At 68.9% G+C, this 23,996-nt stretch carries 23 protein-coding genes; 12 read left to right on the forward strand and 11 right to left on the reverse strand.

All coding sequences use genetic code 11. The features are described from left to right. The first annotated feature begins 47 nt into the window (after window positions 1-47). Both K8940_RS23705 and K8940_RS23710 read left to right on the forward strand, forming a co-directional pair. Entirely contained in the window at window positions 48-1,001 is a 954-nt protein-coding gene (locus tag K8940_RS23705) for an alpha/beta fold hydrolase (protein ID WP_223392482.1), read from the forward strand. An 82-nt stretch (window positions 1,002-1,083) separates the two neighbouring features. Next, window positions 1,084-2,598, forward strand: coding sequence for an acetyl-CoA hydrolase/transferase family protein (locus K8940_RS23710; protein ID WP_223392483.1), 1,515 nt, complete (start codon window positions 1,084-1,086; stop codon window positions 2,596-2,598). Here the strand turns inward: K8940_RS23710 and K8940_RS23715 are convergent. Then, window positions 2,595-4,547: an alpha/beta hydrolase family protein gene (locus K8940_RS23715; protein ID WP_223392484.1), complete on the reverse strand. Its 1,953-nt coding sequence runs from the start codon at window positions 4,545-4,547 to the stop codon at window positions 2,595-2,597. The two genes, K8940_RS23710 and K8940_RS23715, sit on opposite strands and share 4 nt — an antisense overlap. Before the next feature lie 117 nt (window positions 4,548-4,664). Beyond that, the gene (locus K8940_RS23720) at window positions 4,665-5,651 is read right to left on the reverse strand and encodes a 2-hydroxyacid dehydrogenase (protein WP_223392485.1); all 987 of its coding nucleotides are present in this window, start codon (window positions 5,649-5,651) and stop codon (window positions 4,665-4,667) included. A 72-nt stretch (window positions 5,652-5,723) separates the two neighbouring features. Here K8940_RS23720 and K8940_RS23725 point away from each other — a divergent pair, with 72 nt between their 5' ends. The 5 genes from K8940_RS23725 to K8940_RS23745 all read left to right on the forward strand — a co-directional run bounded on the left by K8940_RS23725 (window position 5,724) and on the right by K8940_RS23745 (window position 10,881). Then, window positions 5,724-6,281 (forward strand): SH3 domain-containing protein, encoded by a 558-nt coding sequence (locus K8940_RS23725; RefSeq protein WP_223392486.1) that lies wholly within the window; start codon window positions 5,724-5,726, stop codon window positions 6,279-6,281. Window positions 6,282-6,351: 70 nt separating this feature from the next. Continuing rightward, entirely contained in the window at window positions 6,352-6,867 is a 516-nt protein-coding gene (gene fabA, locus K8940_RS23730) for a 3-hydroxyacyl-[acyl-carrier-protein] dehydratase FabA (protein WP_047413814.1), read from the forward strand. 87 nt (window positions 6,868-6,954) lie between these two features. Further along, window positions 6,955-8,169: a beta-ketoacyl-ACP synthase I gene (fabB, locus tag K8940_RS23735; protein WP_223392487.1), complete on the forward strand. Its 1,215-nt coding sequence runs from the start codon at window positions 6,955-6,957 to the stop codon at window positions 8,167-8,169. Window positions 8,170-8,185: 16 nt separating this feature from the next. Further along, window positions 8,186-9,988, forward strand: coding sequence for a hypothetical protein (locus K8940_RS23740; protein WP_223392488.1), 1,803 nt, complete (start codon window positions 8,186-8,188; stop codon window positions 9,986-9,988). Between the two features lie 77 nt (window positions 9,989-10,065). Beyond that, window positions 10,066-10,881 carry an enoyl-ACP reductase gene (locus tag K8940_RS23745; RefSeq protein ID WP_223392489.1) on the forward strand — a complete coding sequence of 272 codons (816 nt, stop codon included), beginning with the start codon at window positions 10,066-10,068 and terminating at the stop codon, window positions 10,879-10,881. A 13-nt stretch (window positions 10,882-10,894) separates the two neighbouring features. Here K8940_RS23745 and K8940_RS23750 read toward each other — a convergent pair whose 3' ends face one another. Genes K8940_RS23750 through K8940_RS23760 form a run of 3 tightly spaced genes read right to left on the reverse strand, consistent with a single transcriptional unit; the run spans window position 10,895 to window position 14,229 of the window. Continuing rightward, on the reverse strand, window positions 10,895-11,503 hold the full coding sequence (locus K8940_RS23750; protein WP_223392490.1) for a TetR/AcrR family transcriptional regulator: 609 nt from the start codon (window positions 11,501-11,503) through the stop codon (window positions 10,895-10,897). Beyond that, window positions 11,503-13,110: a DHA2 family efflux MFS transporter permease subunit gene (locus K8940_RS23755; RefSeq protein WP_223392491.1), complete on the reverse strand. Its 1,608-nt coding sequence runs from the start codon at window positions 13,108-13,110 to the stop codon at window positions 11,503-11,505. The genes K8940_RS23750 and K8940_RS23755 overlap by 1 nt, the downstream gene beginning before the upstream one ends. A 15-nt stretch (window positions 13,111-13,125) precedes the next feature. Beyond that, window positions 13,126-14,229, reverse strand: a complete 1,104-nt coding sequence (locus K8940_RS23760; RefSeq protein ID WP_223392492.1) for an HlyD family secretion protein — start codon at window positions 14,227-14,229, stop codon at window positions 13,126-13,128. Window positions 14,230-14,479: 250 nt separating this feature from the next. On the opposite strand from K8940_RS23760, the gene K8940_RS23765 reads away from it, so the two are divergent. Beyond that, complete coding sequence (locus tag K8940_RS23765) at window positions 14,480-14,626, forward strand: hypothetical protein (protein WP_223392493.1); 147 nt, start codon at window positions 14,480-14,482, stop codon at window positions 14,624-14,626. Between the two features lies 1 nt (window position 14,627). Here K8940_RS23765 and dut read toward each other — a convergent pair whose 3' ends face one another. The 3 genes from dut to coaBC all read right to left on the reverse strand — a co-directional run bounded on the left by dut (window position 14,628) and on the right by coaBC (window position 17,360). Next, window positions 14,628-15,098 carry a dUTP diphosphatase gene (gene dut, locus K8940_RS23770; RefSeq protein WP_223392494.1) on the reverse strand — a complete coding sequence of 157 codons (471 nt, stop codon included), beginning with the start codon at window positions 15,096-15,098 and terminating at the stop codon, window positions 14,628-14,630. A 95-nt stretch (window positions 15,099-15,193) separates the two neighbouring features. Further along, a complete protein-coding gene (locus K8940_RS23775) occupies window positions 15,194-16,135 on the reverse strand; it encodes an alpha/beta hydrolase (protein ID WP_223392495.1) in 942 nt (313 codons plus the stop codon). 28 nt (window positions 16,136-16,163) lie between these two features. Further along, window positions 16,164-17,360 (reverse strand): bifunctional phosphopantothenoylcysteine decarboxylase/phosphopantothenate--cysteine ligase CoaBC, encoded by a 1,197-nt coding sequence (gene coaBC / locus K8940_RS23780; protein ID WP_223395977.1) that lies wholly within the window; start codon window positions 17,358-17,360, stop codon window positions 16,164-16,166. A 166-nt stretch (window positions 17,361-17,526) separates the two neighbouring features. Here coaBC and K8940_RS23785 point away from each other — a divergent pair, with 166 nt between their 5' ends. After that, window positions 17,527-18,093 carry a hypothetical protein gene (locus K8940_RS23785; protein ID WP_223392496.1) on the forward strand — a complete coding sequence of 189 codons (567 nt, stop codon included), beginning with the start codon at window positions 17,527-17,529 and terminating at the stop codon, window positions 18,091-18,093. 10 nt (window positions 18,094-18,103) lie between these two features. Here K8940_RS23785 and ubiB read toward each other — a convergent pair whose 3' ends face one another. Then, entirely contained in the window at window positions 18,104-19,624 is a 1,521-nt protein-coding gene (gene ubiB, locus K8940_RS23790) for a 2-polyprenylphenol 6-hydroxylase (RefSeq protein ID WP_223392497.1), read from the reverse strand. A gap of 4 nt (window positions 19,625-19,628) precedes the next feature. Continuing rightward, window positions 19,629-20,387: a class I SAM-dependent methyltransferase gene (locus tag K8940_RS23795; protein ID WP_223392498.1), complete on the reverse strand. Its 759-nt coding sequence runs from the start codon at window positions 20,385-20,387 to the stop codon at window positions 19,629-19,631. 83 nt (window positions 20,388-20,470) lie between these two features. On the opposite strand from K8940_RS23795, the gene mutM reads away from it, so the two are divergent. Beyond that, window positions 20,471-21,334 (forward strand): bifunctional DNA-formamidopyrimidine glycosylase/DNA-(apurinic or apyrimidinic site) lyase, encoded by an 864-nt coding sequence (gene mutM, locus K8940_RS23800; protein ID WP_223392499.1) that lies wholly within the window; start codon window positions 20,471-20,473, stop codon window positions 21,332-21,334. Here the strand turns inward: mutM and K8940_RS23805 are convergent, their stop codons facing one another. Beyond that, the gene (locus K8940_RS23805) at window positions 21,335-22,504 is read right to left on the reverse strand and encodes an acyltransferase family protein (protein ID WP_223392500.1); all 1,170 of its coding nucleotides are present in this window, start codon (window positions 22,502-22,504) and stop codon (window positions 21,335-21,337) included. 169 nt (window positions 22,505-22,673) lie between these two features. Between K8940_RS23805 and K8940_RS23810 the strand changes: the two genes are divergently transcribed. Beyond that, window positions 22,674-23,462 carry an enoyl-CoA hydratase gene (locus tag K8940_RS23810; protein ID WP_223392501.1) on the forward strand — a complete coding sequence of 263 codons (789 nt, stop codon included), beginning with the start codon at window positions 22,674-22,676 and terminating at the stop codon, window positions 23,460-23,462. 135 nt (window positions 23,463-23,597) lie between these two features. Further along, window positions 23,598-23,873, forward strand: a complete 276-nt coding sequence (gene rpsT, locus K8940_RS23815; RefSeq protein ID WP_004617408.1) for a 30S ribosomal protein S20 — start codon at window positions 23,598-23,600, stop codon at window positions 23,871-23,873. The last annotated feature ends 123 nt before the right edge of the window (window positions 23,874-23,996 follow it).

Below are 23,996 nucleotides of genomic sequence, written 5' to 3' on the forward strand. Positions count from 1 at the left end.
TCGTTCAACTTCCGGGATAGGCTATCCCGAGCGTCGGGGAGGGCGGCATGAAGACGCTGGCGCGCGGTCTGGCGACCGCTCTGTTGCTGATCGTCGTGCTGGCGACGGTCGGCTGGCTGCTGATGCGACGACCGGACATACCCTACGCAACGCTCGAAGCGCGGTATGGCTATGCGGATTCCCGTTACATGGACCTGCCGGACGGGGTGCGGGCCCACTATCGCGACCTTGGCCCGCGCGACGCGCCGGTCATTGTCCTGGTGCACGGCTTCGCGGCCTCGACCCATGCCTGGGACGGCTGGGCCAAGCCGCTGTCCCAGGACTATCGCGTGGTCATGCTGGACCTGCCGGGCCACGGCCTGACGCGCACCAGCGACCACTATGTGTTCGGCCCCGACAGCCTGGAGGCCGCGGTCGACGGCGTGACCCGGGGGCTGGGCCTGACACGCTTCACCCTGGTGGGCCACTCCATGGGCGGGGAGGTGGCCTGGACCTATGCGCTGGACCACGCCGACCGCGTCCAGCGCCTGGTCCTGATCGACGCCGCCGGCTGGCCGAACGAGGGCCTCGGCGGCGGCATGGTCTTCAAGTTCCTGTCCAATCCGGTCGGCCGACGGGTGCTGAAGGAGATCGAGATCCGGCCGCTGATGACCCAGGCCCTGCGCTCGGCCTATGTCGATCCCAAGCTGGTCACCCCGGCTCTGGTCGAGCGCTATGTCGCCCTGGGCCGGGCGCCTGGCCATCGCGACATCATGCTGGGCCAGCGCCCGCGGCGCGTGGCGTCCGCGCCAGACCTGTCGGCCGTCCACGTCCCGACCCTGATCGTCTTCGGCCAGGAGGACCGCGTCATCCCGCCGGCCGACGGCCAGAAGTTCCGCCAGGCCATACCGGGCGCGACCCTGATCCTCTATCCGGGCGTCGGCCATGTGCCGATGGAGCAGATCCCCGAGCGATCAGTCTCCGACCTGAAGGCTTGGCTGGCGGCCCATCCCGCCAAATAACGCGGTCTTCGGGATATTACGGAACAGACTCCGCCGCCGCGGCTGGCTATGCCCCCGTCATCCCAGACGGAGACATCGGGTGATGAGCGGATCGCGGATCGGATTGGACAGCCTGCGGGCCAAGGTGATGTCGGCGGAGGACGCCGCCGCCCTGATCGACCCCGGCAGCACGGTCGGCATGAGCGGCTTCACGGGTTCGGGCTATCCCAAGGCCGTGCCGATGGCCCTGGCCAGCCGGATCGAGGCCGAGCACGCGGCCGGCAATCCCTTCCGCCTGCGCGTCTGGACCGGCGCCTCGACGGGGCCCGAACTGGACGGGGCCCTGGCCAAGGCCGACGGCATAGAGTTCCGACTGCCCTACAACTCCGATCCGATCGCCCGCGACAAGATCAATCGCGGCGAGATGGACTATTTCGACATGCACCTCAGCCAAGTCGCGCCGATGGCCTGGCAGGGGTTCCTGGGTCCGCTGGACACGGCGATCATCGAGGTCAGCGGCATTCGGCCCGACGGTTCGCTGATCCCGTCCTCGTCGGTGGGCAACAACAAGACCTGGATCGACCGCGCCTCGAAGGTGATCCTCGAGGTGAACCGCTGGCAGAACCCGGCGCTGGAGGGGATGCACGACATCTACTACGGCACGGCCCTGCCGCCGAACCGGGTGCCGATCCCGCTGGTCCGCCCCGACGATCGCATCGGCGAGGCCTATTTCCGCTGCGATCCGAGCAAGGTGGTGGCGGTGGTCGAGACCGACTCCCCCGACCGCAACCTGCCGTTCGACGCCCCGGGCGAGGACCATCGCGCCATCGCCGGCCACCTGCTGGAGTTCTTCCGCCACGAGGTCGCGCGCGGCCGCCTGCCGGCCAGCCTGCTGCCGCTGCAGTCGGGCGTGGGCAACATCGCCAACGCGGTGATGTCGGGCCTGGTCGACGGGCCGTTCGACAACCTGACCGCCTATACCGAGGTGCTGCAGGACGGGATGCTGGAGCTGATGGAGGCCGGCAAGCTGCTGACCGCCTCGGCCACCGCCTTCTCGCTCAGCCCGCAGGCCGCCGCCGCCCTGAACGCCGACATGGCCCGCTTCCGCGACCGCCTGGTGCTGCGCCCGCAGGAGATCAGCAACCACCCCGAGGTGATCCGCCGCCTGGGCTGCATCGCCATGAACGGCATGATCGAAGCCGACATCCACGGGGCGGTGAACTCGACCCACCTGATGGGCTCGCGCATCCAGAACGGCATCGGCGGCAGCGGCGACTTCGCCCGCAACGCCTATGTCTCGATCTTCATGGCCCCCTCGACGGCCAAGGGCGGCAAGATCTCGACCATCGTGCCCAAGGCCCCGCACGTCGACCACATCAACCAGGACGTCCAGATCCTGGTCACCGAACAGGGCCTGGCCGACCTGCGCGGTCTGTCGCCCCGCCAGCGGGCCGAGGTCATCATCGAGAACTGCTCGCACCCGGACTACCGCCCGGCCCTCAAGGACTACCTGGCCCGCGCCCGCCGCGACTCCTACGGCCAGCAGTCCCCGACCCTGCTGAACGAGGCCTTCGCCTGGCACCAGCGGTTCGTCGAGACGGGGGACATGAGGGGCTAGGCGAAAGCCTTGGCGATATGGGCGACCGATCGGGTCACCATCTGGACGTGGTTTGGATGCTTCCACATGGGATGACCCTCGGTCGGCATCTCGATGTACTCGACCTGCCGTCCGGCGGACTTGAGCGCGCGTTGCATCCGCCGGGACTGCTCAACGCCGACGATGCCGTCCAGCGCCCCGTGCTGTAGCAGAACCGGGGCCCGGATGGCCTGCGCCTGCAAGGCCGGTGAGGCGGTGGCGAGCAGTTTCCGATCCTTGGCCGGATCGCCCATCTGCTCCTTCCAATAGGCGTAGGTCAACGAGTCCGCGCCCTCCATCTCGCGCACCATCGCCAGGCTTTCGAACAGATCGGAGTCCCCGGCGATCGAGACGACCGCCCTGTACCGTTCGGGGGTTTTCACCGCGCCCATCAGAGCCGCGTAGCCACCGTAGCTGATGCCGCAAATCGCGATGCGGGCCTGGTCGATGTTGGTGCGCTCGATCGCCGCCGCCAGGGCGTCTTCGACATCGTTCTGCATCAGATCGCCCCAGTGAGCGAGGCCACCGCGGGCGAAGGCGCGGCCATACCCCGCCGATCCCCGGAAGTTCACCTGCAGGACGCTCCAGCCCTGGGCGCAAAACGCCTGGACCATGGAGTCGAAACGATAGGCGTCGCGAGCCTCGGGACCGCCATGGGGCATGACCACCAGTGGCGTCGGCGCATCGCCCGAGCCGGGAGGCAGGCTCAGATAGGCGGTGATCGGCAGGCTGTCGCGCGCGCGGACCTTCAGGATGTCCATGCGCGCCAGCCTGCCCTGGGTCAGGTTGGGTCGATCGACGGCGAGGGGCTCGAGCTTGGCGGCGCGGCGGTCATAGAACCAGTATGACAGGACATGGCGGGGGCCGCTGACCAGGAAGACCAGGCGCGTCTTGTCGGTGTTGAAGTCGACCAGGCTCAGGTTGCACTCGTTGCCGAAATAGGCGCGGACGCCGCGATAGTGCTTCGCGAGATCGGGATCGACGAAATCGTAGACCACGCGATCCTCGACCCAGCGGGTGGCGACCAGGCGACCCTCGGCGTCGGTTACGCAGCCGGTGACGTCGAAATCGGGCCGCGCGCCGATGGGAGCGCCGATGCCGAAGGTCCGCACGTCGAAGGTCCGAATCGAGGCCTTGTCCTCGGTCTCCGTGCCGGCGATCGAGGCGTACAGGACGCCCGGCTTGTCGCTGACCGACAGGAAATCCATGCCGTCCAGCTTGTCGAACTCGTCCCGGCGGAACTTCCGGAAGAATTTCCAGGCGGTTTCGCCAGGGGCGCGGGCATAGACCGACACCGAGGATCCGGTGGAGTCCAGCCGAAGAACAGGGACACCGTCCTGGGTCAGCCAGCTGTCGGTGCTGAAGGCGCCCATTTCCTGCAAGATCGCTTCACCCGTGACGATGTTCACCCGGTAAAGCGCATAGGCGCCGTGCTGGCTGTTCCAGGCCTGCATCAGGATGCAGTTGGGATCGCTGCTCTTAAGGTCGACGACCGAGCCGAGATTGCGACGGGTGTTCAGCGCGTAGGTCTGGTTCGCGAACAGCAGGGCCAGGTTCTGGCCGGAGCGATCCATCGAGATGATCCGACGGGTGATCTGGGTGAGGACGTCGCCTTTCCAGGGCCGGCCGGCCACCTTGCCCTTGGCGTCCTTGTCCAGCAGCACCCAGACCAGCAGGCGCTCGTTGTTCACCCAGGCGATCTTCTCGACCTCGCAGTCGCCGATAGCGACCTGGGTTGGCGGCGCGTTCAGCTTGTCGGCGTCGGAGAGTGTGACGAAGGCGTTGCGGCCGCCATTGGAACGGTCCATGCGCAACACCGCGAGACGGCCGCCGTCCGGGGTGATCGCCGCGTCCAGCGCCGTGGGGCGGGCCAGAAGCTCTTCCAGCGAGGGTGGGCCCGCCGGCGTCGCCGCGAGGGTCGAATGCGTCAACGCCGTCAAAGGCGCGGCGATGGCGCTCGCGAGGAGCCCGCGTCGCGAAAACATGAAAACCCCCAACTCAACCGGGAGAAGCTGAGCGCGCTCCGCTCGCCCGGTCAAGCTCCCCGGCTACAGCATCGACGGGATCACGCGGTCCGGAGGCCGGTGGCCGTCCATGAAGGTCTTCACGTTGACGATGACCTTCTCACCCATGTCGATGCGGCCCTCGACCGTGGCCGAACCCATGTGGGGCAGCAGCACGACATTGGGCAGCTTCAGGAGCTTGGGATTGATGGCCGGCTCGTGCTCGTAGACGTCGAGGCCCGCGCCCGCGATCTCGCCCTTGGCCAGCATGTTGGCAAGGGCCCCCTCGTCGATCACCTCGCCCCGGGCGGTGTTGACGATCACCGCGTGCGGTCGCAGCAGCTTCAGCCGGCGGGCCGACAGCAGGTGGTAGGTGGCCGGGGTGTGCGGGCAGTTGACCGAGATGAAGTCCATCCGGGCCAGCATCTGGTCCAGGCTTTCCCAGTAGGTGCAGCCCAGTTCCTCGGCGATGCGGGGACTGACGGGCTTGCGGTTGTGATAGTGCACCTGCATGCCGAAGGCCTTGGCGCGGCGGGCCACGGCTTGGCCGATGCGGCCCATGCCGATGATGCCGATGCGCTTGCCCCACAGGCGGCGGCCCAGCATCCAGGTCGGCGACCAGCCATGGAAGCCGCCGGCCTTGACCACCTCGGCGCCTTCGACGATCCGGCGCGAGGCGGCCATGATCAGGGTCATGGTCAGGTCGGCGGTGTCTTCCGTCAGTACGCCGGGCGTGTTGGTGACGATGATGCCGCGGGCGTTGGCGGTGGCGACGTCGATATTGTCGACGCCGGCGCCGAAATTCGCGATCAGCTTGAGCCGATCGCCGGATCGCGACAGAAGGCGGGAGTCGATACGATCGGTGATCGTCGGCACCAGCACATCGGCGCGGCTCATGGCGTCGACCAGCTCATCGGCCGTCAAGGGCTTGTCGGAGACGTTCAGTTCGGTGTCGAACAGTTCGCACATCCGCGTCTCCACCGGATCGGGGAGTTTGCGGGTGACGATGACTTTGAGCTTGCGGGCGGCCATGGGCGGTTTGAAAAGCTCTCACTGACGGGCGTTTGAAAGCTGTAGCAAAGGGGCCCGAGGGGGCCAAGCAACATGCCGTCGAAAACAGAACATCGTTCGTATCAAAAGGGTCTGACGCCCGCCCTGGTCGGAATTGTGTCCGGCCTGGCGGCGCTTTTGGGCCTGTGCGCCGGTCCGGCGGCGGCCGACGGACCCCGGATCACCCCGTCGGGCCTGGACGTGCCGCGCTACGTCTCGCTGAAATACGCCGAGGTCAACGCGCGCAACGGTCCGGACGAGGCCCACCAGCTGCTGTGGATCTACCACGCCAAGGGCCTGCCGGTGCAGGTGGTGGCCGAAACCCGCGAGTGGCGGCGGATCTGCGATCCCGAGGGCGGACTGGCCTGGGTGCACAAGCGCACGACCGACGGTCGCCGCTCGGCCATGCGGGTGCAGGCCAGCAACCTGCCGCTGCTGAGCGCGCCCAAGGCGGACGCCAAGGTCAGCGCCTATCTGAAGGGTCGTTCGATCGCCAGTCTCGACAAGTGCGAGAAGGGCTGGTGCCGCCTGCGGGCCGACGGATCGTCCGGCTGGGCCCGGGAAGCCGACATCTGGGGCGCCGATCCGGCCGTCCAGTGCCGCAAGGGATAGTCAAGCTCCAGGAACATACGGGATCAGGGAAACGTTGAGACCTGACCCACCGCCGTGCTAGGGCGTCCCCATGCAGAAGAACGCCTATACCTTCGAAGAACTCCTGGCCTGCGGTCGCGGCGAACTTTTCGGCCCGGGCAACGCCCAGCTGCCGGCCCCGCCGATGCTGATGTTCGACCGGATCGTCCGGATCGAGTCGGATGGCGGCAAGTACGGCAAGGGCTATGTCGAGGCCGAGTTCGACATCAATCCGGACCTGTGGTTCTTCGGCTGCCATTTCATCGGCGACCCCGTCATGCCCGGCTGCCTGGGCCTGGACGCCATGTGGCAGCTGGTCGGCTTCTTCCTGGGCTGGTCGGGCGCGCCCGGCCGGGGCCGCGCCCTGGGCGTCGGCGAGGTCAAGTTCACCGGCCAGGTCACCCCGGACGTCAAGAAAGTCGTCTACAAGATCGACCTGAAGCGGGTCATCATGCGCAAGCTGGTCATGGGAATCGGCGAGGGCGTGTTGGAAGCCGATGGTAAGGTGATCTACGAAACCAAGGACCTGAAGGTCGGCCTGTTCACGGCCGAGCAGATGGCCTCTTGATCGGTTAGAAACAGAGATCCGTTGGACGAGACCGGCCGCTAGAGAGCCGGCCCCCTGATGGGTTGGGGGGAGAAGAGGATTAGAGACATGCGTCGCGTCGTCGTCACCGGACTGGGGATCGTCTCGTCCATCGGCAACAACGCCAATGAAGTCCTGGCGTCGCTGCGTGAAGCCAAGTCCGGCGTGATCTTCGCGCCGGAATACGCCGAGCGCGGCTTCCGCTGCCAGGTTCATGCCGCGCCCCAGATCGAGTGGGAGAGCATGGTCGACCGCCGCGCGGCGCGTTTCCTCGCGCCTGGCACGGCCTATGCCCACATCGCCATGGAGCAGGCGATCGCCGATTCCGGCCTGGAAGAGGGCGAGATCTCCAACGAGCGCACCGGCCTGATCGTCGGTTCGGGCGGCCCGTCCACCCGCGTCATCGTCGAGGCCGCCGCCACGACGATGGAGAAGGGCCCCAAGCGCATCGGCCCGTTCGCCGTGCCCAAGGCCATGAGCTCGGGCCCGTCGGCGGTGCTATCGACCTGGTTCAAGATCCGCGGGATCAACTATTCGATCAGCTCGGCCTGCGCGACCAGCGCCCACTGCATCGGCGCGGGCGCCGAGCAGATCCAGATGGGCAAGCAGGACATCGTCTTCGCCGGCGGCTGCGAGGAGCTGGATTGGACCCTGTCGAACCTGTTCGACGCCATGGGCGCCATGAGCACCAACTTCAACGACCGTCCGGCCGTGGCCAGCCGCGCCTACGACAAGAACCGCGACGGCTTCGTGATCGCCGGCGGCGCGGGGATCGTGGTCCTCGAGGAATACGAGCACGCCAAGGCGCGCGGGGCCAAGATCTACGGCGAGGTCGTGGGCTACGCGGCCAATTCCGACGGCTACGACATGGTCGCCCCGTCCGGCGAGGGCGCGGCGCGCTGCATGCGCATCGCCATGGCCGAGGCCGGCGACCGCGCGATCGACTATCTGAACCCGCACGGCACCTCGACGCCGGTCGGCGACAGCAAGGAGATGGGCGCGGTGCGCGAGGTGTTCGGCGACAAGCCGCCGATGATCTCGTCGACCAAGTCCCTGACCGGCCACAGCCTGGGCGCGGCCGGCGCGCAGGAGGCCATCTACTCGATCCTGATGCTCAACAACGGCTTCGCGGCCGAGAGCGCCCATATCGACGAGCTGGATCCCGAGTTCGCCGACCTGCCGATCCTGCGCCAGCGCGTCGACAAGCCGCTGAACACGGTGATGTCCAACAGCTTCGGCTTCGGCGGCACCAACGGCACGCTGATCTTCAGCCGCGTCGACTAGCGGTCGGGCGGGCGCCTTGACGACCGCCCGCGAGGCCTTCGATCTCTACAGGACCGGCCGATTGGCGCAGGCCGTCGCCCTCTGCGAGCGGCTGGTCGTCGAGACGCCCGGTGTCGAGGCCTGGCATCTGCTGGGCGTGTCGCGTCTGGGCCTGGGCCAGGCGGAAGCGGCGCTGGCGGCGCTGGACGCAGGCTTGGCGCTGGATGCTGAGCGACCTGGCTTACTGTCGGCGCGAGCCCTGGCCCTGACGGCGCTCGGGCGGGACGAGGCGGCGGTGGCCGCGGCGCGCGTCGCCCTGGCGGCCGACCCCGGCAACCCGCCCGTTCTCAACGCCCTGGCCTTGTCCCTCCAGAGGCTGGGCGGCTTCGAGGAAGCGCTGGCGGCGCTCGACCGCGCCGTGGCGGCCGCGCCGCGCGAGGCGAGCACGCTGGCCAACCGCGCGGCGCTGAAGTCGCTGCTGAACCGGCCAGCCGAGGCGGCGCGAGACCTGGAAGCCATTCTGGATCTCGATCCCCTCTATCCCCGCGTTTCAGGCGACCTGATGTGGGCCCGCCGCCAAACCTGCGACTGGCGCGAGGACGCGGCCCTGGACATGCTGGTCAAGGCGGACCTGAAGCTGGGCCGTCTGGCGGTCTCGCCGTTCGCGGCCCTGGCGATGTTCGACGAGCCGGCCCTGCACCGCCGTTGCGCCGAACTGGCCGCGCCGTCCGCCGTTCCGTCGCCGGCATGGCCGGTTCGACCACAGGGCGAACGGATCCGCTTGGCCTATCTGTCGTCCGACCTGCACGAGCACGCCACGGCCCGACTGCTGGCCGGAGTGCTGGAGGCGCACGACCGCGCCCGGTTCGAGATCCTCGCGGTGTCGTACGGCCCGGATACGGGCGGTCCGATGCGCGATCGCCTGAAGGCCGCCTGCGAGCACTGGATCGAGGCGCGGAGCCTGGGCGACGCGGAGATCGCCGGCCTGTGCCGGGCGCGGGGCGTCGACATCGCCGTCGACCTCAAGGGCTACACCCAGGACGGTCGGCCGGGGATCCTGGCCCACCGCGCCGCGCCGGTTCAGGTCAGCTGGCTGGGCTATCCGGGCACGCTGGGCGCTCACGCCGACATCGTCCTGGCCGACGTCGTGACCCTGCCGCCGGGCGCGGAGGGCTTCTGGTCCGAGGCGGTGGTCCGCCTGCCGCTCTACCAGCCCAACGACGCCCTCGCCGAGGTCCCGCAGGCGCCGGACAGGGCCGAGGCGGGCCTGCCCGAGGGCGCGTTCGTCTTCGGCTGTTTCAACAATCCCGCCAAGATCACGCCCGAGGTGTTCGCGACCTGGACGGCGATCCTGAAGGCCGCGCCCGACAGCGTGCTGTGGCTCTACGCCGGCGCGCCGGGGGCGGCCGAGAACTTGCGCGCCCACGCCGCCGGCGCCGGGATCGCGCCCCACCGCCTGGTCTTCGCCCCGCCGGTTCCGCATGGGCGGCACCTGGCTCGCCACGCCCTGGCCGATCTGGTCCTCGACACCTGGCCCTACGGCGCCCACACCACGGCCAGCGACGCGCTGCGTATGGGGATTCCAATACTGAGCCTTCCAGGCAAGAGTTTCGCCAGCCGGGTCGGCGCTAGCCTGCTGACGGCCCTGGGCCTGCCCGAGCTGATCGCGGGCAGCCGGACCGCCTATGTGGCCAAAGCCGTGGCCCTGGCCAGAGATCGCGCGGGCCTGATGGCGTTGAAAGCCCGCGTCCGCGCGGCGGTCGAGACGTCCGCCGTCTTCGATCCGGCCGCCTTCGCCCAATGCCTGGAGGCGGCGTTCGCGGACATGCCCAGACGCTGAAAGACGGCTGAAGGGTTCCGCGCGGCCCCCGCCCCTGCTAACCAGCGGTCAACGATTTGCGAAAGAGGGCCCGACACATGGCCGACGATTACGCGTTCCCCAAGGGCGAGCTGATGCGGGGCAAGAAGGGCCTCGTCATGGGCGTGGCCAACCACAACTCGATCGCCTGGGGCATCGCCAGCCAATTGGCCGCCCAGGGCGCCGAGATGGCCTTCACCTATCAGGGCGAAGAACTGGAGCGCCGCGTGCGGCCGCTGGCCGAGAGCATCGGCGTCAAGACGCTCATCCCGGCCGACGTCACCGACGACGCCTCGATGGACGCCGCCTTCGCCAAGATCGAGGAGGTGTTCGGCACGATCGACTTCGTCGTCCACTCGGTGGCCTTCGCCAACAAGAACGAGCTGAAGGGCTCGTTCGTGGACAACACGACCCGCGAGGGCTTCCTGCTGGCCATGAACATCTCGGCCTTCAGCTTCGTGGACGTGGCCAAGCGCGCCTCCAAGCTGATGCCGAACGGCGGCTCGCTGATCACCATGACCTATCTGGGGTCGGAGCGGACCATCCCGAACTACAACACTATGGGCGTGGCCAAGGCGGCGCTGGAAGCCTCGACCCGCTACATCGCCCGCGACCTGGGCCCCAAGGGCATCCGCGCCAACGCCATCTCGGCCGGCGCCATGCGCACCCTGGCCCTGGCGGGCATCGCCGGCGGCCGAGGCATGATCGCCCAGGGCCGCGCGTTCTCGGCGATGAAGGAAGACACCTCGATGGAAGGCGTCGCCGGTTGCGCCCTGTGGCTGGCTTCGGACCTGGGCAAGTCGACCACGGGCGAGGTCGTCCACGTCGACGCCGGATTCCACATGATGGGCATGCCGGACGCCGAGGAGGCGTAAGCCTTCTTCGGGACTAAGGGGCGTAGGCCCTCATGAACCTTTCGGCCGCCTCCCTCGCGAGGCGGCCGTACTGTTCCTGGGTCTTTTCGGACGGTAGGCGCAGCAGGGACCGCAGCTGGCTGTGGCCCATGACCATGCCCGAGAAGAACTCGGCGGCCTGCTCGAAATCCTCGACCTTCAGCCGGCCCAGCTCGGTCTCGGTCTGCAGGAAGGCGGCCAGTTGGCGGCGGGCGCTGAGCGGGCCGGCCTCGAAGACCTCCTTGGCCACGTCGGGCATCTCGCCCGCGCCCAGCATGATCACCCGCATCATCGAGTAGCTCTTGTTGGTGACCACCGTCTCCAGCATCGAGCGGGCGTAGGCCTCCAGCGTCTCGGTCGGATTGTCCACCGCCCCGGGCTCGCGCAGCGAGGCGGTGATGCTCTCAACCCGGCGGTTCATCAGGGCCCGCATCAGTTCGGCCTTGGAGCCGTAGTGATTGTAGACCGTCTGCTTGGACACCCCCGCGCGGCGGGCGATCTCCTCCATCGGGGCGGCCAGGCCGCGCTGGCCGATCACCTCGACGGCGGCGTCGAGGATGGCTTCGGTCTTGGCGACGTCGATCTGTCCGGGAATGCGCGGCATCAGTGGGCGTCCGAGGGGGGCGGGGGAGCGTTCTTGACCGGCGCGGCCAGCAGCGAGACGCCGGCGGCGACGAAGCAGCCGATGGCCAGCAGGGTGAAGCTGTCGCCGAACGCCATCACCGTGGCCTGCTGCTGCATCATGCCGCCGATGGCCTTGCGCGCCGCGCCGGAGGGGTTGGCGACGCCCAGCTGCATCATGCGCTCGGTCAGGCCCGCCATCATGTTGGCCGTCGCCCCGCCCTGCGTCACCTTCGAGGTCATGTCGTCGTAGTACAGCGCCGTCTGCTGGGTGATCGAGGTCGCCAGCAGGGCGAGGCCGATCGCCCCGCCGGTGTTGCGCGACAGGTTCACCAGGCCGGAGGCGTTCTTGACCATGTGCGGCGGCAGGGTGCTCATCGTGATCTGCTGGGTCGCGATCATGGCGATCATGACCCCGACGCCGCGGCAAGCCTGAACCCCGGCGAATTCCCAGAAACCCCAGTCCTTGGTCACGCCGTGAGCCATGTACATGCCCCAGCCGGCCAGAAGGAAGCCGATGAACATCGGCACGCGCGGATCGGTCTTGCGGACCAGGCGGCCGGCGATCGGGCCGGTCAGGAACATCGACAGGCCCGAGACCACCATGGTGGTGCCGACCTCAGACGCCGAATAGTGGCGCACCCGGCCCAGGAACTGCGGCAGCAGGAAGGTGCCGCCGAACAGGCTGGCGCCCGAGACCGCGGTCATGGCCACGCCGACGGTGAAGTTGCGGTTGGCGAAGGCGCGCAGCTCGACGATCGGGTTGCGATAGGTCAGCTGCCGCCAGATGAAGAGGCCGCCGCCGATCACCGCCACGACGGTCAGCCACAGGATGCCGGTGTCGTCGAACCAGTCGTCCTTGGCGCCTTCCTCCAGCACGTACTGCATGCTCATCAGGAAGATCGCCATCACCGCCAGGCCGAACCAGTCGAAGCCTTTGGCCAGGCTGGGGTCGCCCTTGTCGAACTCGCCCCAGCGGGCCACGCCGAACAGCACGATCAGGCCGGTCGGCACGTTGATGAAGAACAGCCAGCGCCAGGACAGCGCCTCGGTCAGGTGGCCGCCCAGGGTGGGGCCGACGGTCGGGGCCAGGGTGACGATCAGGCCCATGATCACGCTGGCCGTCACCCGCCGCTCGGGCGGGAAGGCGGTGAAGGCCACGGCGAACACCGTCGGGATCATCGCCCCGCCGATGAAGCCCTGCAGGGCGCGGGTCAGGATCATCATGTCGATCGACGAGCTGAGGCCCGTCAGCACGCTCATGATGATGAAGCCCGTGCACGAGATCAGGTAGAGCCGCTGGGTGCCCCAGAGGCGCGACAGATATCCCGACAGCGGGATCATCACGACCTCGGGGATCAGATAGGCGGTCTGGATCCAGCTGATCTGGTCGGTGCTGGCCCCGACCCCGGCCTGGATCTGCGGCAGCGAGGCCGCCACGATCTGGATGTCCAGGATGGCCATGAACTGGCCGATGACCATGGCCCCGAAGCCGAGGAACAGTTTGCCCCAGTCGACCTCGGGCTTGGGCGCGCTCTGGGGCGCCGCGTCCTTGGGCGCTTCCGAAGCGGGGAGGGCGGCGTCGGTCATGACGCGTTCCTTCGCTTAGCGGTCCACGCCCTGACGGGCGACCTGCGGCGTGACCTGGGCGGCCTCGGCGAATGAGGGGCCCGAACGGTCGCGCACGTCGACCTTGATCTCGACCGACAGGCCCGGACGCAGGGCCTGGCCCAGCTGGCTGCGGTCCACGACGATCTTCACCGGCAGGCGCTGGGTGATCTTGGTGAAGTTGCCGACGGCGTTCTCGACCGGGATCAGGGCGAATTCCTGGCCGGTGGCGGGGGCGAAGCTGTCGACCTTGCCGACGATCTTCTGCTTGCCAAAGGCGTCGGCCCTGATCTCGACCGGCTGGCCGACCCGGATGCGGGCGACCTGGGTTTCCTTGAAATTGGCGACGATGAAGGCCTGGCCCAGCGGCACGACCGACATCAGCGCCACGCCCGGCTGGACGAGCTGGCCCGGACGGACCGAGCGGGCGCCGACCACGCCGGCGACCGGCGCGCGGATCACGGTGCGCTCCAAGTCGAGCTTGGCCTGTTCGACGGCGGCGTGGGCGGCGGCGGCCTGGGCGATGGTCTGGGCCTTGGCCGAACCCAGCGACTGGGCGGCGCGCTTCTCGGCCTCGAGCGCGGCCTGGGCGCTGGCGACGCCGGCGGCGGTCTGGGTGGCGGCGGCGCGCTCGGTCTGGACCTTCTGCTGGCTGACCCAGCCCTGGCTGGCCAGGCTGGCGTAGCGGTCGAGATCGGCCTTGGCGCGGCCGGCGTCGGCCTGGGCGCTGGTCACGCCGGCGGCCTTCTGGGCGATCATCGCCTGTTCCAGGCTGTTCTTGTCGTCGATGGCGCGGATGGCGGCGTCGGCGGCCCCGGCGTTGGCGATCGCCTGGTCGAGGCGGGCCTGGAAGGTCGAGGGGTCGATCTTGGCCAAGACCTGGCCTGGCTCGACGCGCTGGTTGTCGGCCACCAGCACCTCGGCGACATAGCCGGAGACCTGCGGGCTGACCTGGACCGTGTCGGCCTGGACGAAGGCGTTGTCGGTCGCCTCGTAGCGCTGCTTGTCGATGAACCACAGCGTGCCGCCGACGGCCACGCCCGCGAGGACCACCCCGCCGACGATCATCGGAACCAGCTTCTTGTTACTCGGCGTCGCCATGACCCAGACCCCTGTCGAAAGGCTTCAAGCGCGCCGGATAGTCTCGTCCGCCGCGCCCGGCAAGGGATAAATGGACGCAGTCGTCCAATTTTCAATTAACGCCGAGAGAAGTTTTTACGTCAGGCGGCGGGGCGTCTCGGCCGCGCCGCGTCAGGCGCGGTGATCCGTCGCGGCCCGCTTGGGCAACCTTAGGCGGGCGAGCGCGTATCTCCCCTGGCGCGACAGTCTCCAGGCCGCGCGGGAGGTTCCGATGAAGTCAACGTCCCCGACCGGCCCGCGATCGCCGCTCGAGCTGTTGCGGCCGATGCTGTGGATGGCGGCGGTCGCTTTCGCCGCCGGGTTCGGCGGTTACCTGGCGGTCGGCCTCAAGGCCGTCCACGCGGCCTCCGCATTCTAGGCTATTTCGAGCCGGTCGAACCGAAGCCGCCCGCGCCGCGATCGGTGGCGTCCAGGTCCTCGACCTCGACCAGCGGCCATTGCGGGGCCGCCGCGATGACGCCCTGGGCGATGCGGTCGCCGCGACGGATCGTGAAGTCCTCTTCGCCCAGATTGATCAGCAGCACGCAGACCTGGCCGCGATAGTCGCTGTCGACGGTGCCCGGCGCGTTGACCACCGTGACGCCGTTCTTGAAGGCCAGGCCCGAGCGCGGGCGAACCTGCATCTCCCAGCCGTCGGGGACCGCCACCGAGAAGCCCGTCGGGGCCATGCAGCGCGAGCCGGGCTTCAGCACGATCGGCGCGTCTTCCGGCACGTGGGCCCGCAGGTCGAAGCCCGCCGCGCCGCTGGTCGCATAGGTCGGAACCGGCAGGTCGGCATTGCCTTCCCAGCGCTTGAAGCGGATGGCGAGACCGGCGGGGATGGCGGACATGCGGGCGGTTCCTGATCTGGAAGGTCCGCCCGGCTGTAGCTGATTTGCGGGGGGCTGGGCCAGAGGCAGGCTTGCGTTGACAGGACCCGAGCGGATCACCCCTTCAGGTAAAGCCACTGCAGGCCCTGCATCAGGCCGATCGGGAAGGTGGTTTCGTGGAAGCCATCGTCCACGATGTTCGTCCTGATCTCCAACCCGGGATAGGCCCGGCTATTCAGGATCGCCGCTAGCCGCGTCTGGTCGGCGACCATGTCGTTGTCGCAGTCGGCGCATCCGCCGGCGCCGGGATGTTCACGCGAACCCGTCGCCAGATAGATCCTGGCGGGCAGATCCTTGTGACTCGCCGCGTAGGCCGCCTCGCTTTGCAGGACCGCCCGGTCGGCGAACCAGATCGAAGGGCTGGTCAGGATGTAGTTGCGAAAGAGTTCCGGCTCGTGGAACGCCACCCACAGTCCAAAGAGACCCCCATAGGACTGTCCGGCCAGGGTGCGGTCGGCGCGATCGACGCGATAGCGTGTTTCCACCAGCGGCATCACCGCCTGCTTCAGGAAGGTGAAGAAGGCTTCGCCGCCGCCGGTGACGCCGTTGATCTCCTGATCTCGCCAGGGGGTCAGATCGCGTCTGCGGCTGTCGGCCGGAACCTCGCCGCGCGCGTAGGACAGGCCCACGATGATGAACTCGCGAAAACGCCCGTGATTGAACGGCACGCGCGTCAGGCCCGAAGCGACTTGGAAGGTGTAGGGGCCATCGGTGAGATAGAGCACGGGATACCGGCGGCCCGCATTCTCCGGCTTGTCGTACCCGGGCGGGGTCTTGATGTAGATCTCGTAGTCGCGCCCCGAGACGGTCGAGCGCAGCGGGATCACCGTGCTGTTCTCGATGACGAAGCCGCCGGCCGTGCTCGGCGCGTTGGCGTCCGCCGCGCCGGCGGCCCCCTCGGCGCTCGCGCTCTTGACGACGGTGGGACGTCGGGCGTCACCGCACGCGCTCAGAACGATGGTGGCCGCCAAGATCGCCAGCCACGGGGAAAAACGCATGAATGTCACCTAAAGCGTCTCTCCAGGCCTATCCCAGCGCCTGGGCGATCCGGGCCGCGATCTGGCTCGCGACCTGGTCCTTGGCCGCCCGGTCCCAGCGCTCGGTGGCGTCCTTGGTGATCAGCAGCACGGCGTTCTCGCCGCCGCCCATCACGCCCGGCTCGGTCACGTCGTTGGCGATGATCCAGTCGCAGCCCTTGCGCGCCAGCTTGGCGCGGGCGTGGTCCTCGACATGGTCGGTCTCGGCCGCGAAGCCGATGACCAGCTTCGGCCGCTTGGGTCCGGTGGCCGACAGGGTAGCCAGGATGTCGGGGTTCTCGACGAAGGTCAGGGCCGGTGGGCCGCCCTTTTCCTTCTTCAGCTTGGTCCCGAAGGCCTCGTCGACGCGCCAGTCGGCGACGGCGGCCACGAAGACGCCGACGTCGGCGGGCAGGGCGGCCTGGCTGGCGGCCAGCATCTGGCGGGCGGTCTCGACATCGACGCGCTTGACGCCGACGGGCGTGGGCAGGGCGACGGGGCCGGCGATCAGGGTGACCTCGGCGCCGAGCCTGGCCAGCGCCTCGGCGATCGCGAAGCCCTGGCGGCCGCTGGAGCGGTTGGTGACGCCGCGCACCGGATCGATCGGCTCGAACGTTGGGCCGGCGGTGACCAGGGCGCGCTTGCCGACCAGCGGCCGGGCGGCGGGGCCTTCCAGCATGGCGACGATGGCCGCGAAGATCTCCTCCGGCTCGGCCAGGCGGCCGGGGCCGAACTCGCCGCAGGCCATGGCGCCGTCCTCGGGCCCGACGAAGCTGACGCCGTCGGCCTTCAGGGTGGCGATGTTGCGCTGGGTGGCCGGATGCAGCCACATCCGCACGTTCATGGCCGGGGCCATCAGCACCGGCTTGTCGGTGGCCAGCAGGGTGGTGGAGGCCAGGTCGCCGGCCAGGCCGCCGGCGGCCTTGGCGATCAGGTCGGCCGTCGCCGGGGCCACGACCACCAGGTCGGCCGAGCGCGACAGCTCGATATGGCCCATCTCATGCTCGTCGGTCAGCGAGAACAGGTCCTGATAGACCTTGTCCTCGGCCAGGGCCGCCAGCGACAGGGGCGTGACGAACTCGGCCCCGGCCTTGGTCAGGACGGGCCGCACGCCGATCCCGGCCTTGCGCAGCAGGCGGGTCAGCAGCAGCGCCTTGTAGGCCGCCACCCCGCCGCCGACGATCAGGAGAACCCGCTTGTCTTTCACGTTCTGGCCGCTCACGCCGCACTCCGCTTCCGCATGCGTCTCGCCCCTGCACATGCCCACGCTCGCGCCAAAGCGCCAGAGAGAATGATGGTCGACAGATAGGGACTCGACTCGTGTTCCGCTTTCGTTCAATAACGTAAAAGTAGAACAACGGGGCGATGCCATCATGAAGATTGTGCGAAACGTCTTGTCGGGCGCGTCGGCGCTCGTGCTTCTGGCCGGTCTGGCGGCCTGCGACAGCGGGGCCTCGGCGGTGAAGGCGCCCAAGGCCGGCGAGCGGGCCAGCAACGATATCGCGCCGCCGACCGACAGCGGGTCGACCGACAGATCCAATGGCGGCGGCCGGCGCGCCGATCCGCGCGACGCGCCGGTGAAGCTCGTCGCCGGCAAGCCCTACTGGGCCGCCAACCGCACCCGCACGGCCGAGGAGAACGCCCAGCGTTCGTTCGAGCGCAACGGGGCCAGTTTCGAAGCCAAGAGCGCCGACGACTATGTCGCCAAGGTCCACGCCTTCGTCAGCGACCCGCCCAGGGGCGCGCAGACGCTGAAGCGCGCGAACGGCGATCTGCTGATCTACGATCCCAAGGGCAACGTCTTCGCGGTGGTCTCGCGCGAGGGCGCGCCGCGAACGATGTTCAAGCCCGACGAGGGCGCGGCCTATTGGGACGAGCAGAAGACCCGCGAGGAACGCCGGACCTCGGCGGCCCGCAAGCGGGAACAGACCGAAGGCTAGGGGCGAAGGACTAGGACGGCGGGTGCGGCGCCAGCAGCAGGCCGGTGACGAAGGCTGCGCCCGCCGTCGCCGCGCCGACCAGGAACCACAGTAGCGGCCAGGTGTGCTGGCGCTCGGCGACCACCAGCGGCGTCGGCGGCGGGGCCTCGGCCAGGCGGGCCAGGGCCTTGAGGGCGCGCAGGGCTTCCTCGGCGAAGTCACGGACCTTGGCGGTCGGCGACAGCTCGCGACCGATCCAGCGGCGCACCACCGGGTCGGCGGCCGCCCACAGATCGTGGGTCGGATCGATACGGCGGGCCACGCCCTCGACCGTGACCATGGTCTTCTGCAGCAAAACGAGCTCGGGCCGCAGGGCCATGTCGAACAGGGCGGTGATCTCGAACAGCTGCGCCAGCAGGCGGCCCATCGAGACCTCGCGGGCGTTGCGGCCGAACACCGGCTCGCCGACCGCGCGCAGGGCCTGGGCGAAGGCGTCCACGTCCTGGTGGGCGGGCACGTAGCCAGCGTCGAAATGCACCTTGGCCACGCGGGCGTAGTCGCGGTTCAGGAAGCCGTACAGGATCTCGGCCAGGTAGCGGCGCTCGCCGGGGCCGAGGCGGCCGATGATGCCGTAGTCGACGGCGGTGACCGCGCTGGGCGCGGCCACGAACAGGTTGCCCTCGTGCAGGTCGGCGTGGAACAGGCCGTGGTCCAGGGCCTGGGCCAGGAACCCGCGGGTGATGTTCTCCGCCAGGGCCTTGCGGTCCAGGCCGGGCAGTTCCAGGGCGGCGGGGTCGGAGAGGGGCGTTCCCTCGGCCCAGGTCAGGGTCAGGACGCGCTTGCCGACGCCTTCCCAGCAGACCAGCGGCGCGCGCATGTAGCTGTCGGTCGCCATGGCCTCGCCCAGCTCGGCGCAGCCGGCGGCCTCGAAGCGCAGGTCCATCTCCAGGTCCAGGGCCCGGATCACCACCTCGACGAACTCGGTGGGCTTGAGGCGGCGCGAGGCGGGGGCCAGACGTTCGGCCAGGCGCGCGGCCAGGCGCAGCACGGCGGTGTCCTGGGCCACCTGGCGCTCGACGCCGGGGCGCAGCACCTTCACCGCCGCCTTGCGGCCGTCCAGCAGCACGGCCGGATGGGCCTGGGCCAGGGAGGCGGCGGCGACCGGCTCGTCGATCTGCGCATAGACCTCGGTCAGCGGCTTGCCGAGGTTGCGGACGATCTCGGCCTTGGCCTGCTCCAGCGGGAACGGGACCAGGCGATCCTTCAGGTGCGAGAGGTCCTCTGCGAAGGCGGTACCGAAGATGTCGGCGCGGGTCGACAGGAACTGGCCCATCTTGATCGCCGCGGGGCCCTGCCTTTCCAGCACCCGGGCCAGACGTTCGCCCGGGCGGCCGCGTCGGCCCGCGCCGCCGGCGAACAGGCGCAGCAGGCGCCCGGCCCACTTGGCCGAAACCGGCAGTTGCGGCTCGACCTCGCGCGGGATCAGGGCGTCGGCCCGGACCAGAGCCCAGCCCGCGCCGGTCAGGCGCCAGAAGGCGGAAAGGCTGGCCACAGCGTTAGAGCGCCCAGCCCTGGTGCAGGGCCGCCACGCCGCCGGTGAAGTTGGTGTAGGTCACCCGCTTGAAGCCGGCGGTCTCGATCATGCCGGCAAAGGTGCGTTGGTCGGGGAAGCGGCGGATGCTCTCGACCAGGTACTGATAGGCCTCGCGGTCCTTGGCGACCCATTCGCCCACCTGCGGGATGACCTTGAAGCTGTAGGCGTCATAGGCTTTCGCGAGGGCCTCGGTCACCGGCCGCGAGAACTCCAGGCACAGGAAGCGGCCGCCGGGCTTGAGCACCCGGCGCGCCTCGCGCAGGGCCGCGTCGATGTCGGTGACGTTGCGGATGCCGAAGCTGATCACATAGGCGTTGGCGTAGTTATCGGGCAGCGGCAGGCGCTGGGCGTCGCCGACGGTCCAGGTGATCTCCGGTTCGCCGCCGCGCTCGATGCCGGCCATGATCATCTCGGCGTTGTAGTCGACGATGTTGATGGTCGCGTCCGGACCGCCACGGCGCTCCTGGGCGGCGCGGGCCATCTTGGCGAAGCGGCGGGCCATGTCGCCGGTGCCGCCGGCGCAGTCGATGATCACCTCGCCGGGCTGCGGGTTCAGGCGCGCGGCCACGGCGTCCTTCCAGAGCCGGTGCACGCCGCCGCTCATCAGGTCGTTCATGATGTCGTAGTTCTTGGCGACGCGGTCGAACACCCCGCGTACCAGGCCCGCCTTCAGCGAGGCGTCGACATCCGTGAAACCGAAGCTGGCGGAGGTTTTGCTCATGACGTCTTTGGGCCGGACTCTCTATATGACAGACCGCTCTTAGCCCGCGTCACGCGTCCCGTCATCGTCTTAAGGGTTCGCCTTTGCCCGAATTGCCCGAAGTGGAGACCGTCCGGCGCGGTCTCGAACCCGTTCTTTCTGGCGCGCGCCTGGCCCGCGTACGCGCCAACCGGCCCGACCTGCGCTTTCCGCTGCCCGACGGTTTCGTCCAGCGGCTGACCGGCGCCAGGATCCTGCGCCTGGACCGTCGGGCCAAGTACATCCTGGCGCCGCTGGACCGGGGCGACACCCTGGTGATGCACCTGGGGATGACCGGCCGCTTCGAGATCGCCGCGCCGGAGGGAACGGTTCGCCCGGGCGACTTCGCCCGCGAGGTCAAACCCGACGACAAGCACGCCCATGTGGTCTTCGAGACCGAGGCCGGCGGCCTGGTCACCTATTACGACCCGCGCCGGTTCGGTTTCATGGACCTGATCCCGACCGACCGCGTCAGCCATCACCCCTGGTTCGCGACCATGGGTCCCGAGCCGCTGGGCGAGGGCTTCGACGCCAAGACGCTGGAAAAAGCCTTCGCCAACCGCAAGCAGGGGCCCAAGACCCTGCTGCTGGACCAGCGCACCGTGGCGGGCCTGGGCAATATCTATGTGTGCGAGGCCCTGCACCGCGCGGGCATCTCGCCGTTCAAGCCGTCGGGCGGCATCGCCAAGAGGCGCCTCGCCCCGCTGACGACCGCGATCAAGGACGTCCTGGCCGAAGCCGTCGAGGTTGGCGGCTCCTCGCTGAAGGACTTCGCGGCCGCCGACGGCGCGCTGGGCTATTTCCAGCATCGCTTCCGCGTCTACGACCGCGAGGGCGAGCCATGCCCGACCCCCGGCTGCAAGGGCGTCATCGCCCGCGAGGTCCAGGCGGGGAGGTCGACCTTCTTCTGCCCGGTCTGCCAGGTGTGATCAGGCCCGCCGCGCCAGGACCCTGCCCGCCAGCCAGCGCCGCGCCGGCTCGTCATAGAGCTTGAGGCAGGCCCAGGCGATCGTGACGGCCAGGACGAACAGGCCAGCGCCGACCAGGGCGCCCTGGGCCGGGGCGGGTTTCTTGTCCACGACCCAGCCGGTGTAGATGTAGATCAGCGGATAGTGGGTGATGTAGAGCGGGTAGGAGAGGTCGCCGAAGAAGCGGGCGATCCGCACGCTGGGGCCGTCGGCGTCCTTCTCGCCGGCCCCGATGGCCACGATCAGCGGGAACAGCAGGATCACGCAGGCCGCCTCGTAGAGGCCGTTGATCCAGCGCAGGTCGCCGACGCCAAAACGCGGCAGGGAGAAGGCGACGACCAGCAGCAGGCTGCAGACGGCGAAGGCGTTCTTCACCCGGATCCGCTTGCCCAGCCGCATCAGCAGCACGCCGGCGAAGAACGGGAACATCACCCGGGTGAGGCCGATCTGGATCCCGCTGGCGTCCAGGGCCCAGCCGCCGATCACGTCGCCGCGCGGACCCAGCACCAGCAGGCCGACCAGGGCCAGGGCTGAGGCGGCGACCAGCGCCCCCAGCCAGCGGACGGGCAGCTTCCGCAGGCCCACGGCGTAGAGGATGTTGCCGATGTATTCGTAGAACAGCGACCACTGCGGGCCGTTCAGCGGATAGATCTCGCCCCAGCCGCGGATCTCGGCCGACGGCGTCAGCGGGATCATCACGAAGCCCAGCAGCAGGACGCCCGCGACCTGCCAGGCCGGGACGGTCGCCAGCTTCGGGAACAGCGAGGAGTGCTGGAAGACTAGCAGGGCCGCGCCGATCAGGCCGCCGGCGATGATCATCGGCTGCAGCCGGACCAGCCGGCGCTTGTAGAAATCCCACTGGCCCATGCCCGCCGCCCAGCGGTCGTCATAGGCGTAGGCGATCACGAAGCCAGACAGCAGGAAGAAGAAATCCACCGCCAGGTAGCCATGGTTGATGATCTGCCGCGCGGGATCGCCGCCGGCCCAGGCCTCGAACAGGTGGAAGACCACCACCATCAGGGAGGCCACGCCGCGCAGGCCGTCCAGGATGACGTAGTGGCTCTTGCCGGAGGTGAAGGGAGGGGCGGGCGCGACAGCGTCGGTCGAGGTCGCCGCGGCGGAAACGGTCATGCGAAGTGTGGGCCCCCACCCTTTTGTCTTGGCGACCGGGTCGGGCCGCGCCGGAGGGTTGTCGTGTTCGCGGTCAAACCGCAAGAGGCCTCGCGCTGACCCCGCGTCAGGGCTCCCCAAGGCCGCCGGCCTCTCTATAAAGACAGCGCTCAAGCAGGAGACCGCCCCGATGGCCGACTACCAGACCCTGATCGTCGAAGCGCCCGAAGGCGCGCCGGGCGTGACCCTGATCCGCCTGAACCGGCCCGAGGCCCTGAACGCCCTGAACACCCAGCTGCTGGGCGAGCTGGCCCAGGCGCTGGCGGTCGCCGAAGCCGACGACGGGGTGGGCTGCATCGTGCTGACCGGCTCGGCCAAGGCCTTCGCCGCCGGCGCCGACATCAAGGAGATGTCGGACAAGACCTACGCCCAGATGTTCAAGGCCGACTTCTTCACCGCCGGGGCGCGGGCGATCGAGCAGTGCCGCAAGCCGATCATCGCCGCCGTTTCCGGCTACGCCCTGGGCGGCGGTTGCGAGCTGGCCATGATGTGCGACTTCATCCTGGCCGCCGACACCGCCAAGTTCGGCCAGCCCGAGATCAATCTGGGCGTCGCGCCCGGCATCGGCGGCACCCAGCGCCTGACCCGCTTCGTCGGCAAGTCCAAGGCCATGGACATGATCCTGACCGGCCGGATGATGGACGCCGCCGAGGCCGAGCGCTCGGGCCTGGTGTCGCGGATCTTCCCGGCCGACAGCCTGGTCGACGAGGCCCTGGCGGTCGCCGCCAAGATCGCCGGCCAGTCGCCGCTGGCCGTGGCCATGAACAAGGAACTGGTCGAGGCCGCCTATGAGACGACCCTGACGACGGGGGTCGCGCTGGAGCGTCGCCTGTTCCACTCGCTGTTCGCGTTCGAGGATCAGAAGGAGGGCATGGCGGCCTTCGTCGAGAAACGTAAACCGGCATTCCGGGCACGGTAATCGATTGCGCCAAAATGGTCGCAGGATTCATGCCTGTGGACCGTTGACCCCGGCGAGCGCTTCCCGTATATCCGCGCGCTCTATTTTCCCTGCTTCGCGGCCGCCCGCGCGGCTGTCCGTTTGAAGGTCCGACCCATGGCCAATAATCCCGGCGCCAAGAAAGCGATCCGCAAGATCGCTCGCCGCACCGAAGTCAACACCGCCCGCCGCTCGCGCGTGCGCACCTTCCTGCGCAAGTTCGAAGACGCCATCGCCAAGGGCGACGTGGCCGTCGCCAAGGCCGCCTTCGTGGAAGCTCAATCGGAGCTGATGCGCGCGGTTTCGAAGGGCGTCGTTCACCCGAACACCGGCTCGCGCAAGGTGTCGCGTCTGGCTGCTCGTCTGAAGAAGCTGGATAAGGCCGCCGCCTAGTCCAGAATTCGGACGAACGCCGTTCGTCCAACGAATTCAAGTATTTACGAAAGCCGGTCAGGTTCGCCTGGCCGGCTTTTGCTTTGAATCCAACGCGCTGTTCCTGCCGTTGCAATCTGTGAT

The organism is Caulobacter segnis, from assembly GCF_019931575.1.
GTDB classification, from domain to species: Bacteria; Pseudomonadota; Alphaproteobacteria; order Caulobacterales; family Caulobacteraceae; genus Caulobacter; species Caulobacter segnis_C.

What these genes read in the sequence shown, in the direction of transcription:
- K8940_RS23805 (WP_223392500.1), bottom strand. Translation starts at nt 22,504, where the DNA reads ATGACCGTTTCCGCCGCGGCGACCTCGACCGACGCTGTCGCGCCCGCC.
- K8940_RS23745 (WP_223392489.1), top strand. Translation starts at nt 10,066, where the DNA reads ATGGCCGACGATTACGCGTTCCCCAAGGGCGAGCTGATGCGGGGCAAG.
- K8940_RS23810 (WP_223392501.1), top strand. Translation starts at nt 22,674, where the DNA reads ATGGCCGACTACCAGACCCTGATCGTCGAAGCGCCCGAAGGCGCGCCG.
- K8940_RS23705 (WP_223392482.1), top strand. Translation starts at nt 48, where the DNA reads ATGAAGACGCTGGCGCGCGGTCTGGCGACCGCTCTGTTGCTGATCGTC.
- fabA (WP_047413814.1), top strand. Translation starts at nt 6,352, where the DNA reads ATGCAGAAGAACGCCTATACCTTCGAAGAACTCCTGGCCTGCGGTCGC.
- K8940_RS23785 (WP_223392496.1), top strand. Translation starts at nt 17,527, where the DNA reads ATGAAGATTGTGCGAAACGTCTTGTCGGGCGCGTCGGCGCTCGTGCTT.
- K8940_RS23755 (WP_223392491.1), bottom strand. Translation starts at nt 13,110, where the DNA reads ATGACCGACGCCGCCCTCCCCGCTTCGGAAGCGCCCAAGGACGCGGCG.
- K8940_RS23720 (WP_223392485.1), bottom strand. Translation starts at nt 5,651, where the DNA reads ATGGCCGCCCGCAAGCTCAAAGTCATCGTCACCCGCAAACTCCCCGAT.
- rpsT (WP_004617408.1), top strand. Translation starts at nt 23,598, where the DNA reads ATGGCCAATAATCCCGGCGCCAAGAAAGCGATCCGCAAGATCGCTCGC.
- K8940_RS23795 (WP_223392498.1), bottom strand. Translation starts at nt 20,387, where the DNA reads ATGAGCAAAACCTCCGCCAGCTTCGGTTTCACGGATGTCGACGCCTCG.
- K8940_RS23760 (WP_223392492.1), bottom strand. Translation starts at nt 14,229, where the DNA reads ATGGCGACGCCGAGTAACAAGAAGCTGGTTCCGATGATCGTCGGCGGG.
- K8940_RS23765 (WP_223392493.1), top strand. Translation starts at nt 14,480, where the DNA reads ATGAAGTCAACGTCCCCGACCGGCCCGCGATCGCCGCTCGAGCTGTTG.
- K8940_RS23775 (WP_223392495.1), bottom strand. Translation starts at nt 16,135, where the DNA reads ATGCGTTTTTCCCCGTGGCTGGCGATCTTGGCGGCCACCATCGTTCTG.
- K8940_RS23725 (WP_223392486.1), top strand. Translation starts at nt 5,724, where the DNA reads ATGCCGTCGAAAACAGAACATCGTTCGTATCAAAAGGGTCTGACGCCC.
- K8940_RS23750 (WP_223392490.1), bottom strand. Translation starts at nt 11,503, where the DNA reads ATGCCGCGCATTCCCGGACAGATCGACGTCGCCAAGACCGAAGCCATC.
- K8940_RS23710 (WP_223392483.1), top strand. Translation starts at nt 1,084, where the DNA reads ATGAGCGGATCGCGGATCGGATTGGACAGCCTGCGGGCCAAGGTGATG.
- dut (WP_223392494.1), bottom strand. Translation starts at nt 15,098, where the DNA reads ATGTCCGCCATCCCCGCCGGTCTCGCCATCCGCTTCAAGCGCTGGGAA.
- fabB (WP_223392487.1), top strand. Translation starts at nt 6,955, where the DNA reads ATGCGTCGCGTCGTCGTCACCGGACTGGGGATCGTCTCGTCCATCGGC.